This is a genomic window from Sulfuricurvum sp. (assembly GCF_028681615.1).
In the GTDB taxonomy this organism is placed as follows: domain Bacteria; phylum Campylobacterota; class Campylobacteria; order Campylobacterales; family Sulfurimonadaceae; genus Sulfuricurvum.
The window spans coordinates 163,557-180,076 of sequence record NZ_JAQUHV010000001.1 but is presented as its reverse complement, the minus strand read 5'-3'; the positions used below and the strand labels follow the sequence as shown (position 1 = coordinate 180,076).

The window sequence follows — 16,520 nt, the reverse complement described above, 5'->3', positions numbered from 1 at the left end:
ATAATCCGCCCCCTAAATGCTTCGGAGGGGTTTGTATGCCGCTTAAACTGATCGATTCAGCCCAACATATTGTATTGATCGTACATAAAAATCCTGATGCCGATTCGTTAGGTTCGGCATGTGCTTTTTATTCCTATTTGCTTCGCAGCCAAAAAAAAATCACCCTTTTTTGTGCCACGAGTGAAGTCAACCCGAATCTCGCTTTTTTACCGTGGTTTGATAATATCACCGACCGATTTCCCGAAGATGCGGATTGTATGATCAGTTTTGATTGCGGCAGCTATGAACGGCTGGGGATCAACAAATCGTTGCCCCTGATCAATATCGATCACCACATCAGTAACGATTATTTCGGTACTTACACTATCATCGATACCTCGGCAATCAGTACGACCGAAGTGGTATATGATTTTTTTGTTGCCAACAGTATAAAAATCAATGGTAAAATGGCACTTTCGCTTTATGCGGGACTGATGGATGATTCCAAATGTTTTAGTGTACCCGAATGCAGTGCCAAAACGTTTTCAATAGCATATAATCTTATTGAACTGGGTGCTGAGCACGCAAAATGTATCGAATGGCTTTATCACCGTCGATCGCTCTCATCGCTTCGAATACGCGGTGCACTTATGAAGCAGATGAAACTCTTGGCAAACGGGCAGTTAGCTCTTTTCGAAGTATCACGCGCTCTTTTAGAAGAGACCGGAGCGGATGTTGACGAATGTAAAAGAGTGATAGAGGATGCATTGGGAATACGCAGTGTTCGTGCCGCGATGATTCAAATCGAACACCCTTGCGGAGGATTGAAGCTCTCGTTGCGTACCGATGGAACCATTGATGCTTCGAAAATTATGGGTTGTTTTGGCGGCGGTGGGCATCTACACCGAGCGGGGACACATTTAAAACAGGGAAATTTTGCAGAGTTCACAGAGAGTGTGACGCTGATGATTAAAAAGGAGTTTGAGTGAGAAGAGGCCGAAACGGTTCAGGAATTATTGGATGGATATTGGTGGTTTTAGTATTAGGAGCCGTCGGTTTTATGGGCTTTTCGCCGAAGTTTGAGCGTCAAGCTCCTCAGGTAACCATCTCTCAAGACGGTTATTGGAATTTTAGAGATCCTATTCATGTGAGCGTACAAGACAGCAGCGGGCTCAAGTCGTTTAAAGCGACCCTTTCGACACCGCATGATGAATGGGTAGTCGTTGAAGACAATACACCGTCTCATGAGACGAAAAGAGCGTTTGATATCCTTCCGCCAAAAGGGGTTCGTCGTGTTGAATCAACATCTGTAACTCTCACTATTAAAGCAACGGATAACAGTTTATGGGGTCTCTTTATGGGGAATACCTTTAAACAAGAGTATACCCTTGTGATCGATCAACGTCAGCCGACGCTTGCGATTATCGGTAACTCGTATAAAATCCAAAAGGGCGGGACGGCAATTGTTATCTTTAAAGCTGAAGATGCCCATTTGCAAAGCCTGAAAATCGAAACCAATTTCGGTAAGACGTTTATTGCCCAACCGTTTATGAAAGCGGGTTATTACGCTTCTTTGGTTGCATGGCCGGTACAATCGGAAAGCTTTAGTGCTACTGTCGTGGCACGTGACAGTGCCGGAAATGTGGCTAAAAGCACAGTGCCTCTTCGTCTCAAAGACCATGTTTACCGTACATCGAATATCGAACTCAGCGATGCATTCTTAGAAGGTAAGATCGCAGAACTGGCTAATACGTATGATCAAACCGCCGGGGTAACCGACCGATTGGAACAATTCCGTATCATCAACGAAAAAGTACGTGCGGACAATGAAAAAATCATCCATGAGATCACTTCAAAAGTATCCGATACGATGATTACCGATTTTAATCCGCAGCCTTTTTATCCGTTAGTCAACGGTCAGAAAGTAGCTGATTTTGGAGATCACCGTATTTACAGCTACAAAGGGCAGCAAAATATTTCTCAAGCCTATCATATGGGGTTGGATTTGGCCAGTGTCCATATGGGATCAATCATTGCTTCAAACGGAGGTAAAACCGTTTTCGCACAGCCTAACGGGATATATGGGAATTTGCCGATTATAGACCACGGATTCGGTTTGTATACTCTTTACGGACACTGCTCGGAATTGCATGTACAAGAAGGCGATAGTGTCAATGCTGCACAAGAGATCGCTAAAACCGGCCTCAGCGGTTATGCGATGGGAGATCACCTCCATTTCGGTGTTTTGGTACAAGGGATTGAAGTTCGTCCGGAAGAGTGGATGGATACCAAATGGATTCATGACAATATTACCGATGTCATTGAGAGTGCCAAGGTTATTATTAACCAACACTGAAACACGGTATAATTATATAAGTTGAAAGAGCTAAGGGAAATACGCATATGTTGCAAACAACGATAGGTAAAAGTGTCGAACTCGTAGGTATCGGTTTGCATCGGGGTTCACCCGTAAAATTGCGCCTCGAGCCGCTAGGGACAAACAGCGGTATTGTCTTTTACCGAAGTGATGCCGGAGTATCGATCCCTTTGGTTCCTGCCAATGTCGTCGATACCAAAATGGCGACCGTAATCGGTAAGGACGGAGTGACCATATCCACGATTGAACATATGCTCTCTGCCATTTATGCGTACGGTATCGATAATCTCCGTGTTATCGTAGATGCGGATGAAGTTCCTGTCATGGATGGCTCATCGATGAGCTTTTGCATGCTTCTCGAAGAGGCGGGGATTGTCCAGCAAGACAGCGCTAAAAAAATCATGCGAATCAAGAAAGAGGTCATCGTGCAAGAGGGGGACAAGTACGTCAAACTGATCCCTTCAAATGACATGAATTATGATTTTACGATTAAATTTCAACATCCCGTTATCGATAAACAAAGCTATGTTTTGAAGTTTACGAAAGAAAACTACAAAAAAGAGATCGCTCGCGCACGTACTTTCGGCTTTGTTCACGAAGTTCAGTATCTTCGTTCCAAAGGGCTTGCTTTGGGTGGAAGCTTGGAAAATGCGGTTGTATTGGACGATAAAAAAGTACTGAATCCGGAAGGTTTGCGTTTCGGAGATGAGTTTGTACGGCATAAAATTCTCGATGCGATTGGGGATATGTCGCTCATAGGGATGAACTTTATCGGCAATTACGAAGCGTTCGCAGGAAGTCATGATCTCAATCACAAATTGACGCTTGAATTACTCAAAGACCCTGCCAATTATGAAATCGTCGAACTCGCTACCGCCGAGTCAAAAGAGTTGGCAAAAGCGTATGCATGATGCTGTTGTCATAGCACTCAGTTCTCCAATTCTCGTCGGTATCTACAAAGACGGGCTTTTAGTCGAAGAGATAAAAGACGAGGGGATGAGTTCAGATGTTTTGGCAGAAATATTTGATTCGTTGTTGAAACGCTATACCTTTTCTACATTTATTTATGCCAAAGGTCCAGGAAGTTTTATGGGGATCAAGGTCACCTATCTTTTTCTAAAAACCCTGAGTATTACGAAAAAAATCCCCCTTTTGGCATGCGATGCCTTCTTTTTTAACCAAAACAGCCCCATCAAAGCAGTTGGAAAGCTCTATTTTGTTAAAAATAGCTCTACAATTGAGGTAGTTCCGTTAAACTCTCCGGAGATTATCGGATATAAGCTCCCCAAAAATATCGATTTAGAAAAATTTGATTCGGATAATCTCCCTTATTATGGGATTGATGCCGTAGGATAAGGAAGTTATTTGTTTGTCAGTGTACCCGCAACAAGTGCTAATTTAGGACCAGGATTCGATTCATTGGGGCTTGCCGTTGATTTACGCAACCAAGTCGAATTGGTACCATCTCGTTTTTTTGCCGTTTCGATTAAAGGGGAAGGGGAAAATAATCCCCGTCTCAAGGGAAATAATCTGTTTGTCTCTATTTTTAACGAGCATTATCGCCGTTTGACTCAAAAACGGCAAAATTTCAAATTTACGTTTTACAACCAAATTCCGATGTCCAGAGGGCTCGGAAGCTCATCTGCCGTGATTGTGAGTGCTATCAGCTGTGCGCACGAAGCTGCAGGAGTCAAGGTGTCAAAACGCCGTATATTAAATCATGCACTGGTATATGAGTCCCATCCGGATAACATTACTCCGGCAGTGATGGGGGGATTTAATTCGGCGATGGTAGAAAAACAAAAAGTGTTCTCCCAGCAAAAACATCTTCCCGATTATCTCAAAGCAGTCGTCGTTATTCCGAACAAGCCGATCTCAACCGCCAAATCGCGTACGACGCTTCCTAAATCGTACAGCAAAGAGAACGCGGTATTTAATCTTTCGCACACGGCGGTAACTGTGGGGGCATTTTTCAATGAAGATTGGGAAATGCTTCGACTGGCTACACAAGACCGCTTCCATCAAAAAGTACGGATGAAGATGCTGCCCGAACTCTTTGCCGTACAAAAAATGGCGTATGAAAACGGTGCATTGATGTCGACACTCTCAGGGAGCGGGTCGACTTTTTTTAATATGGTATACGATCAGGATGCACAAATGCTTGCCGATAAATTTAAAGCGGAATTTACCGATTTCGAGGTCAAAATTTTAGGCTTCGACAACGACGGGCTCATTGTCGAACGATAACTAAGAAAGTATTGGATATAATGGCGCAAAAGTTACATCAGCCTATACGTATGTGCGTAGTTTGTCGTGAACGTTTTGCGCAATCCGCACTGGTACGTCTTCAATGTCGGGAAGGTTTATTACAGCCTTATGACAATGAAGGGAGAAGTTTTTACCTGTGTCTTGCGTGTGTCGAGCACAAAAAAACTCCGGGTCAACTGGCCCGTCAATGTAAAAACGGCGCAACTGTAGCGCTAATGAATCGGTTAAAGGAGATCATCGTTAATGATGGATAAAGTTAGAGTTCATGAAATTGCCAAAGAGCTTGGTATCAATTCAAAAGAGGTAGTGGATAAAGCAGCCGCAATAGGGCTTAATGTAAAAACTGCCTCGAGTTCGGTATCGATCGAAGAAGCTGAGCAAATCATGAACTATATCATGAGCGGGGCATCTACGGAAACTGCGGTGCCCAAGTCTTCCTCCAAGGCGGCTTCTGCAGAAGAAGCTCCTAGCGATGTGGTCACGGTTGAAGAAAAAGTACATGTTGCAGCTCCAGCAGTAGAAATAAAAAGTGAAGCATTGGAAGAAGTATCGGCGGTCGAAGAAGCTCCAAAGCGTTCCGGGCTAAAAATCGTCAAGAAAAAACGTCCGGTAGAAGAAGAAGTTGTCGTCGCTCCTGTTCGCCAGGAGAGTACGCATGTATCCAGTTACGGAAAACTGAGTGAGCAGGCGCAACGCGAGTTGGAAGCGAAACGAGCTAAAAAAGCTCAGAGCAATAGCGGACCGGTTCAGAAAAAAGAGCAAGGGGTTCGTCTTGATATTTTCGGCGGCGGAATTTCCGATATATCAATGGATTATGAAGACGATCAAGTCGTTTTGATGGATTTCAATGATTTGGGTTCAAAAATTGAGCCTGAAGAGGAACAAAAACCGAAAGAGAAAAAACCGATCGGCCGTAATTCCGGTAAGAAACAGGGCGCGAATCGAAACAAACCTCGTCAGGTTTCTCGTGAAGCGCGTAAACGTTATACGAAAGATGCTAAAGAAGACGAAGTCATTACGCATGTTGAAATCGCTGAAGACGTTCGTGTCTATGAATTTGCCGAAAAAATCGGACAAAGCATTTCTGCGGTCATCAAAGTCCTTTTTGATCTTGGAATGATGGTTACCAAAAATGACTTCCTCGGAAAAGACGAAATCGAAATTTTGGCGAGCGAGTTCGGTGTTGAAGTCACTACGATCGATCCGAAAGATGCATTTAACCTTGAGACTGCATACGATGAAGCGCATGAAGACAGTGAAGGTGCGGTAGAACGTCCTCCGGTTATCACGATTATGGGACACGTTGACCACGGTAAAACGTCTCTTCTTGATGCGATCCGAAATGCGAAAGTGGCCCACGGCGAAGCAGGGGGAATTACTCAGCACATCGGTGCCTATTCGGTAGAGCAAAAAGGGAAATTGATTACGTTCTTGGATACTCCGGGGCATGAAGCGTTTAGTGCGATGCGTTCACGCGGTGCACAATTGACCGATATCATCGTTATCGTAGTAGCGGCGGACGATGGGGTAAAACCTCAAACCCGCGAATCGGTAAAACATGCGCAAGATGCAAAAGTACCGGTTATCGTTGCGGTCAATAAAATGGACAAACCGGGTGCCAATCCGGACATGGTCAAAGCGCAAATGGCCGAATTAGGGCTAAATCCTACAGAATGGGGCGGAGACGTCGAGTTTGTCGGTGTATCGGCCAAAGCGATGACCGGTATTGATGAGCTTTTAGAAGCGATCTTGCTTCAAGCCGAAGTGATGGAACTCAAAGCAAATCCGGAAGTTATGGCAAAAGCGGTAGTTGTAGAGTCTACACTTGAAAAAGGACGTGGACCGGTTGCCACGGTTATCGTTCAAAACGGTACCCTTCATGTCGGAGACAACATCGTGTGCGGTGGCGCTTATGGACGTGTTCGGGCATTGATCAACGATCGTAAAGCACAACTCCAAGAAATCGGACCGAGTCAAACAGCGGTTGTCGTCGGTTTGAGCGATGTACCGCCATCGGGTGAAGTGATGATGGCTATGGAGAGCGATCGTGAAGCGCGTGAAGTAGCACAAAAACGTGCTGAGTATGATCGCCACCGTGAACTTTCATTGAGCACCAAAGCATCGTTTGATGATTTGACGTCGTTGATTGCCGAAGGTCGTATTAAAGCCCTTAAAGTGGTTCTCAAAACCGACGTTCACGGTTCTCTTGAAGCGATTAAATCGGCTCTTGCAGAATTGCGTAATGAAGAGGTTAAAGTTGAAGTGATCTCCAGCGGTGTCGGCGGTATTACCGAAAACGACGTTGCCTTGGTCAATAACAGTGAAAACTGTGCCCTATTAGGATTCAACGTACGTCCTACCGGTAATGTCAATGCGATGGCAAAACAAATGGGTGTAGAGATCAAAACCTACTCGGTTATCTATCAGCTAATCGACGATGTTAAATTATTGCTCGGCGGTATGATGGCTCCACAGTTCCGTGAAGAAAATACTGGACAAGCCGAGGTTCGTGATACGTTCCCTATGCCAAGAGGCAGCGGAACCATCGCAGGATGTGTGGTCGTTGACGGTAAACTGGTACGCGGCGGAATGGTCCGTGTTATCCGTGACGGTGTTGTTATCCATGAGGGTGATCTTACTTCTCTTCGACGTTTCAAAGACGATGTTAAAGAGGTTGGTAAAGGGATGGATTGTGGTGTTGTCCTCAACGGATATACTGACGTTAAAGTGGGTGACGTTATCGAAACCTTCAAAAAAATCGAGACTAAAGTATCCCTGTGACACCGGCACAAATCAAAATCAAGCGAACGGAATCAATCCTCAAAGAGTTGATCCCCGAAGCGATTTCACAACTTTCCGATGCGCGTGTGCGTGAAGTGGATGTTATCGATGTTCACTGTTCCCGCGGTCGAAGCGATGCGAAAGTCTATCTGGATCCGCACGATTACACGCCTCAAGAGCAAGCGGTATTTTTAAAACTGCTCGAAAAAGCCCGCCCGATTATCGAAGAACACTGTATGAAAGATCAAGGGTGGTTCCGTAGTCCGCGTATGACCTTCGTCTTTGACGATACTCTTAAACGCAGTCAAAACATTGAAGCATTATTCGCACAAATCGCCAAGGAGAAAAAAGATGAGTCTTGAGAGCGATATCAAAAAAATGGTCGAATCGATCGGCTTGTCACTTTATGACACGGCGGTTCTCAGTGAAAACGAAAATACGATTTTTCGTGTAAGTGTTACCGCTCCCGGTGGTGTAACACTGGATAAATGTGTTGAAGCGACCCATTTGATCTCTCCGCTGTTGGACGTTACCTCTCCGGTAAGCGGTGAATATCGTTTGGAAGTGAGTTCTCCAGGGATTGAGCGTAAACTTAAAACCCTCGATCATTTTGCCCAATCGGTCGGTGAAAAAGTTGCTTTGAGCACGATCGGCAAAGAGAAGTTTGAGGGAGAAATGATTGGTGTTGAAAATGATGAAATCATTTTAAAGACCAAAGAAAACGGTGAACAAAGAATCCCTTTCCGTTCTATCAGCAAGGCTAAAACCTACTTCGAGTGGTAATGGATACCGCCGTCATACAGTATGCTATGAAACTCGCGCTCGAAGCAGCGTGGGATTATCAACTCCTCACTTTTCCTAATCCTGCGGTAGGTGCGGCCTGTATTTCCGAAAATGGCTCTATACTATCCGTAGGTGCCCATAAATACGCAGGCGGCCCCCATGCCGAGGTTTATGCTCTGCGGGATGCGTATACGCTCTTAAGCGGTGACACTTCGATAGCAGATTCAGACGATTCTCATCATATCCACGAATACCTTCGTACCCATCACAATAATCTTTTCAGAACACTTTCTATGGCGGTGACTTTGGAGCCGTGTTCCCACAGAGGTAAAACCCCATCATGTGCTTTATTGGTTCGAGATTTAGGGATCAAATCACTATATGTCAGTTGTAAAGATCCCAATCCGGATGCGGCTGGCGGCGGTGAAATCGTACGTGCATCAGGCGTTGAATGTGTTTTCGGGATCATGGAAGCAGAGGGGCAAAAACTTCTGGAACCGTTTTTAAAATGGCAGAATAGTCCCTTTGTTTTTTTTAAATGGGCACAACGGCTCGACGGTACGATCGATAACGGAACGATCAGTTCGGCCACTTCACGAACGCATATGCATGCATTACGGGATAAATGCGATTTGATCGTGATCGGAGGCAATACGGTACGGGCTGATCGACCGACACTGGATGCGCGGATGGTGAACGGCAAAGCTCCCGATGTATTGATTTATTCTCGTGAGAGAGACTTTGACCGAACAATTCCACTTTTCACTATCCCCAATCGACAGGTTTTTATTGCATCTGATTTTGAACCGATTCGTCAGTATCGTTTAGTAATGATCGAAGGGGGTGCTGGGATGTTGCAAGCAAGTCAGAGTGTAAGCGATTGGTATCTCAGTTACATTGCGCCTAAAATCGGCGGAGGATCGCAAACTCTTGGACCCATTACAGAGGATTTTGAGGTACTGCACGCTAAAATCACCGATAATATAATTCTTTGGATGAAGAAACAACAGGAACTTTTATGACCAAGCAAGAAAAAATCGTATCGATGTTCAACGATATCGCCCCGACGTATGACCGTGCCAATCGGGTGCTCAGTATGGGTGTCGATACCTTTTGGCGTCGCAAGGCATGCGATTTGGCATTTGGTTATTGTTCTTCTAAAACGATCGATTCTATCGTCGATGTTGCGTGCGGAACAGGCGATATGATGGGATACTGGGATCGTCGAGCCCAGAAGGCAGGAATCGGCGTGAATGAGATTGTGGGGGTTGATCCCTCCGAGGGGATGGTCGGTGTCGGACGGGAGAAATTTCCTCAGATGTCGTTTCATATCGCTCCGGCAACCGAGCTGCCGAAAGGTGACGGTTCGGCGGATATTATCAGTATCTCATACGGCATCCGCAATGTAGTCGAACGTCAAGCGGGATTGGGTGAATTTAACCGTGTCCTCAAACCGGGGGGATTAGTGGTAATCCTCGAATTTATGAAAAACGAAAATCCATCTGCACTTGGAAAAGTTCGTGATTGGTACATGAATAACGTACTACCGCGTATCGGCGGATTGATCTCTAGCAACTACGAAGCGTATCGTTATCTCCCTGATTCCATCGAAGGATTTTTAACGGTGGCTAAAATGAAACAGGAACTCGAAGAAGCGGGTTTTGAGATGCTTTATACGAAAAGTTTCTCGATGGATATTTCGACCTTGATGATCGCCCGTAAAAAGTAATCCTATGGCTTCCACTCTAAGCGTCAGTGGTCTTAATGAACAGATCAAGATACTCCTTGAAACCTCTTTTGAATTTGTCAGTGTCGAGGGGGAACTCTCCCGTGTGACCAAGCACGGCAGCGGACACATCTATTTCACCCTCAAAGACAACGAATCCGCGATCAAATGTGTTATGTTCAAAGGCAACGCGGCACGCTTGAAGTTCTCTCTTGAAGAGGGGGCCCATATCATCCTGCACGGGGCACTCTCTCTCTACAAACCGCGCGGCGAATATCAGATCAATGCATTCAGTGCCGAACCCTACGGTGCGGGTGCATTGGCGGTAGCGTTCGAGCAGCTGAAACAAAAATTGGAAGCAAAAGGGTATTTTGACCCTTCGCATAAAAAACCTTTTCCGAAATTTCCCCAAACGATCGTTTTGGTCACATCTGCAACGGGTGCGGCATTGCAGGATATGCAGCGGGTGGCAATGCAACGGTGGCCACTGGTCAAGCTCATTGTGTTGGATGTATTGGTACAGGGGGCAAGCGCTTCAGGACAAATAGCCGATGCACTGCGTTATGCCGATACGCTGCGCGCAGATGCGGTGGTTGTAGGACGGGGCGGCGGAAGTATCGAGGATTTATGGCCGTTTAACGAGGAGATCGTCGCCGATGCGATTTTTGCGATGCAGACTCCCGTAATGTCGGCGGTAGGGCATGAGATCGACTGGGTCATCAGCGATTACGTGAGCGATATGCGCGCACCGACACCGAGTGCCGCGATGCAGATGCTCCTCCCCGATCAAAACGAGTTGTTCCAAAGTATCGATGAGATCCGCTACAGTGCGTATGGAATGGTGGCTCAGAGATTGGAGCGTAAACGCGAACAACTCCTATCGATGCAGGAGGCGTTTAAACGCCACGGCGTTGAACATCGTTTAGAGGTGCAACGAGAGCTGATTATAGAGCTGCGAGAACGTTTGAATCGACAGATGGTGCAGCGATTGGAACAGAACCGTCGTGATCTTGCTCCATTGATGGAGCGGTTAACTCAAAGTATCGAGTCGACACTGCGTCAGAAGCAGTTTATGATGACTCAATTAACCGAAGGATTCTCTGCCAATCATCCGAAAAATAAAAACAAAAGCGGATTTGCCCAAATTGCCCGTGAGGGGAAAGTGATCGATTTGGATGAATTAAAAGTAGGGGATCGGTTTGATGCGATGAACGACCATAGAGTCGTTCGTTCGGAAGTAGTAGAAATTATTTCAATGTAACGGGCGGGAAGTACATATGAGCCAATGAGGCTCCCTCTGCCGCAAAGCGTTTGAAGAATTTATCCATCGGATCTTCTTTGTTCCAAACCGGATCTTTTACTTTTGTAAGTTCTTCCACCCGTTTTTTCGCATCGAATTCGACACCGATACTATCTACAAGTCCCACTTTTTTTGCTTGCAATGCGGTAAAGATATGGGCATCTGCATAGTCGCTGCTTTTTGTCGGATCGAGTTTACGGGCACGTGCGACGTCGCCGACAAACAGATCATACGTTCCGCCGATCACTTTGTCAAGCTCTGCCCGCTCCGCTACACTCCACGGACGGTCGAATGTTCCGACTTGTTTGTAGGCTCCTGCGTGGACGACTTGGGTTTTGATCCCCACTTTTTCCATCAGGCCCGAGATATCGGCACCTTCCATGATAACACCGATGGAACCGATCATACTGCCGGGATTGGCAACGATTTCATTTCCCCAAATACCGGAATAATAACCGCCGCTGGCCATGATGCCCGCAGCATAAACAACCGTCGGCTTGGTCTCGGCGAGACGCTTGATCGCATAGGCGATTTCGACCGATGGAGCCACCGCACCGCCGGGAGAATCGATACTGAACAATACCCCTTTGATGTCTTTATTTTCACGTGCTTCATCGATTTGTTCGATCATGGACGTCGCATCTAAAATCGGCCCTTTAAGGGAGATTTTTTGTAGATTATGGGGTGAAATTCCATCTTCGCCGGACGGGAAAATAAGCCAAAGGACAACAAGCACTAAAACGGTCGCTTTAAAATGTGATTGGATAAATTTAAGCCCTGTCGCAAGGCATGAGCCGATTTTTCGGATAAATTGCATCATTTGATTTTTTCCCCTTGGATATAAACCGATTCGACAGTGCGCGGCTGGAGTATCAGATGGATCGGCAGCTGCTCATTGATAGGGTAGTTGACCCGTACTATGAGAATATCGGCATCGTATGTAGGTGCGATTGTACCACAATTGAGCCTTAATGCCGTGGCTGCTTGTGCGGTAACGCTTTGAAACAGACTGTTTGCCAGGGTGAGAAGATCGTGTTGCGTGTGCATAAAGAGCGCAGCTTTCATCTCTTCGAATAAATCCAGAGTATAGTTTGAACTCATCCCGTCCGTTCCGCACAGCCACGGGATTGTATGGGTGTCAAGGCGCCGCAAATCGAGAGCGCCGTTTCCGAGGAGGCGATTGGAGATCGGACAGTGGATGATACTGTGCCCACCCTCTTTGATCACTGAGATCTCTTCGTGATTTGCTTGGATTGCATGGGTGAATAAGGTAGGAATTTCGCTGAAATAGCTTAAAAATTCGTTTGCCGTATTGGCGGCTTTGGTCTGTTTTAAGAAGTTCTGGAAAAATGGCTGAAACGCTCCGCTGTCATTATCGAGCCATTCGCGCTCCGCAAGACTCTCCATAAAATGGGCGGTAACCCGCAAATCTTTTTCTTTTGCGTATTTGAGGGCTTTTTGGATCAAAATTCGGTGAACGGAGTAAGGGGAATGGATAGCTACGGCAGGATTGAACCCTTCACGTTTGATCTCCTGTGAAGCAAAAAGACGCTCTTGAAAATTGGCGTAGAGTGCATCGGCCATAGCCGGATCAGAACCGATCAGCTCGTTGAAAAAGACCACTTTTTGGGGTGCTTGACGGCAGGGATCCAAATCAAATCCGTATGAACTCACCGCCCCGAATGCGGTGATTCCGTTGGAGAGCATGGTCTCAATGGCATGCGTCGTACACGCATCGTCACACTCGTTTATAAGGTCGTCCCTAGAAGCGATGACACTGGAGAGCCATGGCATAAACTCTCCGTAGGTGAGGGTGGATCGGTTGGCGCTGAATTCTAAATGGACATGCGGATTGATCAGTCCCGGAAGAAGAACCGAACCTTCACCCAACTCGGTACATTGTGCTCCGAAACGGGAGCGTAAATCGTCGTTCGGTGCCACTTCAAGAATCGTTTTGTCAAATACGATTCCGTGATCACGGAGAATCGTTCCGTCGGTAAAAATTGCGTCACTGAGAAGTATTTGCACTTCATCCCTTTAATCGAATATTCAAAAAAAGAAAGTATAGCAGAAGCGTATAAATGCTCCTTCAGAGACGACGGAATCGGTTAGAACTTGAAGCGATTTAGTTGCTTATAATATAGAACCTCTTATAATCTACCCTTAAAACAGAAATCAAGGTTTAATCAATGAAAATAGTAGTAATCCAAGGGCCAAACCTCAATATGTTAGGTGTTCGAGAACAGCAAGTATACGGTCCGATGCGTTTAGAGCAGATTCATGCTCAAATGAAAGAGGTCGCAACTCAAAACGGAGTTGATATTGAGTTTTACCAAAGCAACCTTGAGGGAGAAATCGTTGACCGTATTCAAGAGTGTTACGGCGATGCGCACGGGATCATTATCAATCCGGCTGCCTATAGTCACACCTCTATCGCGATTCGTGACGCGATCAGTGCGGTAAACATTCCGACCATCGAAGTTCACATCAGCAACATCTATCGTCGTGAAGAATTCCGTCAAAAAAGTATGACGGCTCCGGTATGTACCTCTTCTATCGTCGGATTCGGTCCGTTCGGTTACCATTTGGCGATGATCGGGATGATGCAAATCCTCAGTGAGATCAATGCAATGCTTCAAGCTCAGCAAGGTACGACAGAAGAGTAAACCATGCCGTTATGCCGTATACTCGATGAGAGCCATAGGGTTTACGTCGATCGGTATTTTCCTGCGTCGCTTAAAAAAGCTTCCGGTTACCGCTATCGTGTTCTTTTGGGAGTGGGCGGAAACATCGGTGATACACGCCGTCGGATGAATCATTTGTGGATTTATCTGGGGAGAGTGCCGCGGGTCTGCAGAATCCGAAGTGGAGTGATCCTTCGTAATCCCCCTTTCGGATTTACGGAACAGCACGATTTTGACAATACGGTTATCGAAATCGGGACGTCATTGGAGCCAAAAGCACTTTTGCGGCTGATTTGGCGGATAGAGAAACGTTTTGGGCGTCGTCGCAGTTTTGCGAATTCGCCGAGAACGTTGGACTTGGATATACTATTCTTTGAGAATCGATCAATCAATACGGCGGAGTTGAGTATTCCACACCTTCATTGGAGGGAACGCGCCAGCGTGACGATTCCTCTTAGAAGTTTGGCGCATCGGAACATACGGAGAAAATATGAAAATTTTGACATTTAGCGGTGCCACTCCAGCCGAGGCGCTTAAAAAAGCGCAATTGGAAGTCGGCGAAGAGGCGATGTTGATTGAAACGCGCGAAGTGCAGAAAAAATCGCTCGGCAAAAGCGCTTTGTATGAGATCGTGGTCGGTGTTGAAGAAAATTCCGTTCCTAAGCCCAGAGCAAAAGTGGAAGAGCCGTTGATGAAACAGCGACCGTTAGCTCAAAAAAGCAGTGATGTCCTTTATAATATATCCGAAGCGGCCAAACAAATCTCAAAAATTGCCGAAGTAACCGAAGAAGAGCGTACTCCGGCTCAGATGCCGGTGAGGGAGAGCGAAGATCTCAAGCGGATTAAAGAGGAGATTGAAAAACTCGGTGACAAAGTCAAACTGATTCAGAATATGTTCTGGTCTGAAAAAGCACCCAAAATTCAGGCGGCTATCCCCCCTGAATTTGCCGAGATTTACCGACTTGCCCAACAAAGCGGAATGGATCAGGAACATCTTGACGAGATTATGCAGCTGACGTTGGAACATATGCCTTCGAAAATGCGTGAAAGCTCGGCTACGGTTAAACGTTATTTCCAAGTACTTATGCGTAAAATGATCCCGGTCCGTCTCGAAACGCCCCCTAGAAACGGAGCTAAAAAGGTAATCATGCTCGTCGGTCCCACGGGGGTCGGCAAGACGACTTCTATCGCCAAATTGGCTGCGCGTTTCTCTTATCTGCTGGAGAAAAAATACAAAGTAGGTCTGGTCGTGCTCGATACCTATCGTATCGGGGCGGTTGAGCAGCTGATGCAGTATGCACGAATGATGAAACTCGGAATTGAGACAGTTGTTGATCCCCCTGAGTTTTCGAGCGCGTTGAATGCATTGCGCTATTCGGATTATATTTTGATCGATACCATGGGCTCTTCTCCGTACGACAAAGGAAAGATCGAAAAGATTTATGAATGCCTGCGCGGTAACGATACCGAATACAGTGTTGATGTGGTCTTGGTGATGCCAAGCTCGATCAAATACGAGGATCTCAAAGCGACCTATGAAAATTTCGCCCCACTCGGGATTGACACGATGATGTTTACAAAGCTGGATGAAACCAGAGGTTTCGGTAATATTTTTTCACTCGTCTATGAGACCAAAGTACCGATTAGTTACTTTTCTGTAGGACAGGAAGTCCCCGAAGATTTAGTGGTGGCAACGAGCGATTTCTTGGTCGAATGCCTGATGAACGGATTTTCCAGAGGTGAGAACACATGAATCATCAAGCCGCTAAACTCGAAGCTTTAGTCAATCAAAATCGAAATACGGCAGCAAAAAAAACTCGTTTTATAGCGATTACCAGCGGTAAAGGCGGTGTCGGCAAAAGTACGATCAGCTCAAATATGGCACATGTAATGGCAAAATATGGGTTGAAAGTGGGAATATTTGATGCGGATATCGGACTTGCCAATCTGGATGTCATGTTCAATGTCAAAATCCAAAAAAATATTTTACACGTGCTCAAGGGAGAAGCGACGGTCAATGAGATATTGGTTCCGATTGAAAAAAATCTCGTCCTGATTCCGGGAGAGAGCGGAGAAGAGATTTTTAAATACGCATCGGGAGGGTTGTTCGAGCGGTTTATGGATCAAGCCTCCGTACTGGATGATTTGGATGTGATGCTGATCGATACGGGAGCCGGAATCGGTGAACACATTCAGCTTTTTTTACGAGCTTGTGACGATGTTATTGTCGTCACGGTTCCTGATCCCGCCGCAATTACGGATGCGTACGCTACGATTAAAGTGACCGCAAGGTTACGTGATGAAATCAATGTTATAATGAATCAGGTTCGCTCGTCCAAAGAAGCGGAAAGTCTGTTTGAAAAAATCCATAAAGTGGCACAAGCCAATATCGGGAACGGATTAAAACTCAGCTATCTCGGGCAAATTTCAAATGATGCTAAAATTGCGAACAGCGTCAAGAAAAGAGCCCTGTTTAGTCGGGACTATCCGACATCTACACCGACAATTGAATTAGAACAGATTGTTAAGCGAATCGCAAAAAAATTGGAACGAAATGTGCTAGTAGATCCCAAAGAGAGTGGTCTTGGAGGCTTGTTTAAGCGTCTTATGGAGCACTTTTAA

At 45.9% G+C, this 16,520-nt stretch carries 18 protein-coding genes; 16 read left to right on the top strand and 2 right to left on the bottom strand.

The genetic code is table 11. The features are described 5' to 3' along the window. The first annotated feature begins 35 nt into the window (after positions 1-35). Genes PHE37_RS00950 through xseA form a run of 12 tightly spaced genes read left to right on the top strand, consistent with a single transcriptional unit; the run spans position 36 to position 11,175 of the window. Positions 36-968, top strand: a complete 933-nt coding sequence (locus tag PHE37_RS00950) for a DHH family phosphoesterase (RefSeq protein WP_299996072.1) — start codon at positions 36-38, stop codon at positions 966-968. Further along, positions 965-2,335, top strand: coding sequence for a M23 family metallopeptidase (locus tag PHE37_RS00945; protein WP_299996070.1), 1,371 nt, complete (start codon positions 965-967; stop codon positions 2,333-2,335). Before PHE37_RS00950 ends, PHE37_RS00945 begins: the two co-directional genes overlap by 4 nt. Before the next feature lie 47 nt (positions 2,336-2,382). After that, positions 2,383-3,267: a UDP-3-O-acyl-N-acetylglucosamine deacetylase gene (gene lpxC, locus PHE37_RS00940; RefSeq protein WP_299996068.1), complete on the top strand. Its 885-nt coding sequence runs from the start codon at positions 2,383-2,385 to the stop codon at positions 3,265-3,267. Then, on the top strand, positions 3,260-3,712 hold the full coding sequence (locus PHE37_RS00935) for a hypothetical protein (protein WP_299996066.1): 453 nt from the start codon (positions 3,260-3,262) through the stop codon (positions 3,710-3,712). The genes lpxC and PHE37_RS00935 overlap by 8 nt, the downstream gene beginning before the upstream one ends. 9 nt (positions 3,713-3,721) lie before the next feature. Further along, positions 3,722-4,603 (top strand): homoserine kinase, encoded by an 882-nt coding sequence (gene thrB / locus PHE37_RS00930; RefSeq protein ID WP_299927256.1) that lies wholly within the window; start codon positions 3,722-3,724, stop codon positions 4,601-4,603. A 20-nt stretch (positions 4,604-4,623) separates the two neighbouring features. Further along, the gene (locus PHE37_RS00925) at positions 4,624-4,878 is read left to right on the top strand and encodes a DUF448 domain-containing protein (protein ID WP_299996064.1); all 255 of its coding nucleotides are present in this window, start codon (positions 4,624-4,626) and stop codon (positions 4,876-4,878) included. Beyond that, complete coding sequence (gene infB / locus PHE37_RS00920; RefSeq protein WP_300008096.1) at positions 4,868-7,405, top strand: translation initiation factor IF-2; 2,538 nt, start codon at positions 4,868-4,870, stop codon at positions 7,403-7,405. The genes PHE37_RS00925 and infB overlap by 11 nt, the downstream gene beginning before the upstream one ends. Beyond that, positions 7,402-7,767, top strand: a complete 366-nt coding sequence (gene rbfA, locus PHE37_RS00915) for a 30S ribosome-binding factor RbfA (protein ID WP_299927262.1) — start codon at positions 7,402-7,404, stop codon at positions 7,765-7,767. Before infB ends, rbfA begins: the two co-directional genes overlap by 4 nt. Further along, positions 7,757-8,188, top strand: a complete 432-nt coding sequence (locus PHE37_RS00910; RefSeq protein ID WP_299993933.1) for a ribosome maturation factor RimP — start codon at positions 7,757-7,759, stop codon at positions 8,186-8,188. Before rbfA ends, PHE37_RS00910 begins: the two co-directional genes overlap by 11 nt. Further along, entirely contained in the window at positions 8,188-9,210 is a 1,023-nt protein-coding gene (gene ribD, locus PHE37_RS00905; protein ID WP_299993934.1) for a bifunctional diaminohydroxyphosphoribosylaminopyrimidine deaminase/5-amino-6-(5-phosphoribosylamino)uracil reductase RibD, read from the top strand. Before PHE37_RS00910 ends, ribD begins: the two co-directional genes overlap by 1 nt. Continuing rightward, the gene (ubiE, locus tag PHE37_RS00900; RefSeq protein WP_299993935.1) at positions 9,207-9,917 is read left to right on the top strand and encodes a bifunctional demethylmenaquinone methyltransferase/2-methoxy-6-polyprenyl-1,4-benzoquinol methylase UbiE; all 711 of its coding nucleotides are present in this window, start codon (positions 9,207-9,209) and stop codon (positions 9,915-9,917) included. Before ribD ends, ubiE begins: the two co-directional genes overlap by 4 nt. A gap of 4 nt (positions 9,918-9,921) precedes the next feature. Further along, on the top strand, positions 9,922-11,175 hold the full coding sequence (gene xseA / locus PHE37_RS00895) for an exodeoxyribonuclease VII large subunit (protein ID WP_299993936.1): 1,254 nt from the start codon (positions 9,922-9,924) through the stop codon (positions 11,173-11,175). Here xseA and sppA read toward each other — a convergent pair. Both sppA and PHE37_RS00885 read right to left on the bottom strand, forming a co-directional pair. Further along, positions 11,162-12,034, bottom strand: coding sequence for a signal peptide peptidase SppA (gene sppA / locus PHE37_RS00890; protein WP_299993937.1), 873 nt, complete (start codon positions 12,032-12,034; stop codon positions 11,162-11,164). The two genes, xseA and sppA, sit on opposite strands and share 14 nt — an antisense overlap. Continuing rightward, positions 12,031-13,242: a metal-dependent hydrolase gene (locus PHE37_RS00885; protein ID WP_299993938.1), complete on the bottom strand. Its 1,212-nt coding sequence runs from the start codon at positions 13,240-13,242 to the stop codon at positions 12,031-12,033. The genes sppA and PHE37_RS00885 overlap by 4 nt, the downstream gene beginning before the upstream one ends. 161 nt (positions 13,243-13,403) lie before the next feature. Between PHE37_RS00885 and aroQ the strand changes: the two genes are divergently transcribed. The 4 genes from aroQ to PHE37_RS00865 are packed head-to-tail and all read left to right on the top strand — an operon-like array spanning position 13,404 to position 16,520. Further along, a complete protein-coding gene (gene aroQ / locus PHE37_RS00880) occupies positions 13,404-13,880 on the top strand; it encodes a type II 3-dehydroquinate dehydratase (RefSeq protein ID WP_299993939.1) in 477 nt (158 codons plus the stop codon). A 3-nt stretch (positions 13,881-13,883) separates the two neighbouring features. Then, positions 13,884-14,408, top strand: a complete 525-nt coding sequence (gene folK / locus PHE37_RS00875) for a 2-amino-4-hydroxy-6-hydroxymethyldihydropteridine diphosphokinase (protein WP_299993940.1) — start codon at positions 13,884-13,886, stop codon at positions 14,406-14,408. Then, positions 14,389-15,651 (top strand): flagellar biosynthesis protein FlhF, encoded by a 1,263-nt coding sequence (gene flhF / locus PHE37_RS00870; protein ID WP_299993941.1) that lies wholly within the window; start codon positions 14,389-14,391, stop codon positions 15,649-15,651. Before folK ends, flhF begins: the two co-directional genes overlap by 20 nt. Continuing rightward, complete coding sequence (locus PHE37_RS00865; RefSeq protein WP_299993942.1) at positions 15,648-16,520, top strand: P-loop NTPase; 873 nt, start codon at positions 15,648-15,650, stop codon at positions 16,518-16,520. The genes flhF and PHE37_RS00865 overlap by 4 nt, the downstream gene beginning before the upstream one ends.

What these genes read in the sequence shown, in the direction of transcription:
- PHE37_RS00950 (WP_299996072.1), top strand. Translation starts at nt 36, where the DNA reads ATGCCGCTTAAACTGATCGATTCAGCCCAACATATTGTATTGATCGTA.
- lpxC (WP_299996068.1), top strand. Translation starts at nt 2,383, where the DNA reads ATGTTGCAAACAACGATAGGTAAAAGTGTCGAACTCGTAGGTATCGGT.
- PHE37_RS00935 (WP_299996066.1), top strand. Translation starts at nt 3,260, where the DNA reads ATGCATGATGCTGTTGTCATAGCACTCAGTTCTCCAATTCTCGTCGGT.
- PHE37_RS00925 (WP_299996064.1), top strand. Translation starts at nt 4,624, where the DNA reads ATGGCGCAAAAGTTACATCAGCCTATACGTATGTGCGTAGTTTGTCGT.
- infB (WP_300008096.1), top strand. Translation starts at nt 4,868, where the DNA reads ATGATGGATAAAGTTAGAGTTCATGAAATTGCCAAAGAGCTTGGTATC.
- PHE37_RS00910 (WP_299993933.1), top strand. Translation starts at nt 7,757, where the DNA reads ATGAGTCTTGAGAGCGATATCAAAAAAATGGTCGAATCGATCGGCTTG.
- ribD (WP_299993934.1), top strand. Translation starts at nt 8,188, where the DNA reads ATGGATACCGCCGTCATACAGTATGCTATGAAACTCGCGCTCGAAGCA.
- ubiE (WP_299993935.1), top strand. Translation starts at nt 9,207, where the DNA reads ATGACCAAGCAAGAAAAAATCGTATCGATGTTCAACGATATCGCCCCG.
- xseA (WP_299993936.1), top strand. Translation starts at nt 9,922, where the DNA reads ATGGCTTCCACTCTAAGCGTCAGTGGTCTTAATGAACAGATCAAGATA.
- sppA (WP_299993937.1), bottom strand. Translation starts at nt 12,034, where the DNA reads ATGATGCAATTTATCCGAAAAATCGGCTCATGCCTTGCGACAGGGCTT.
- aroQ (WP_299993939.1), top strand. Translation starts at nt 13,404, where the DNA reads ATGAAAATAGTAGTAATCCAAGGGCCAAACCTCAATATGTTAGGTGTT.
- folK (WP_299993940.1), top strand. Translation starts at nt 13,884, where the DNA reads ATGCCGTTATGCCGTATACTCGATGAGAGCCATAGGGTTTACGTCGAT.
- flhF (WP_299993941.1), top strand. Translation starts at nt 14,389, where the DNA reads ATGAAAATTTTGACATTTAGCGGTGCCACTCCAGCCGAGGCGCTTAAA.
- PHE37_RS00865 (WP_299993942.1), top strand. Translation starts at nt 15,648, where the DNA reads ATGAATCATCAAGCCGCTAAACTCGAAGCTTTAGTCAATCAAAATCGA.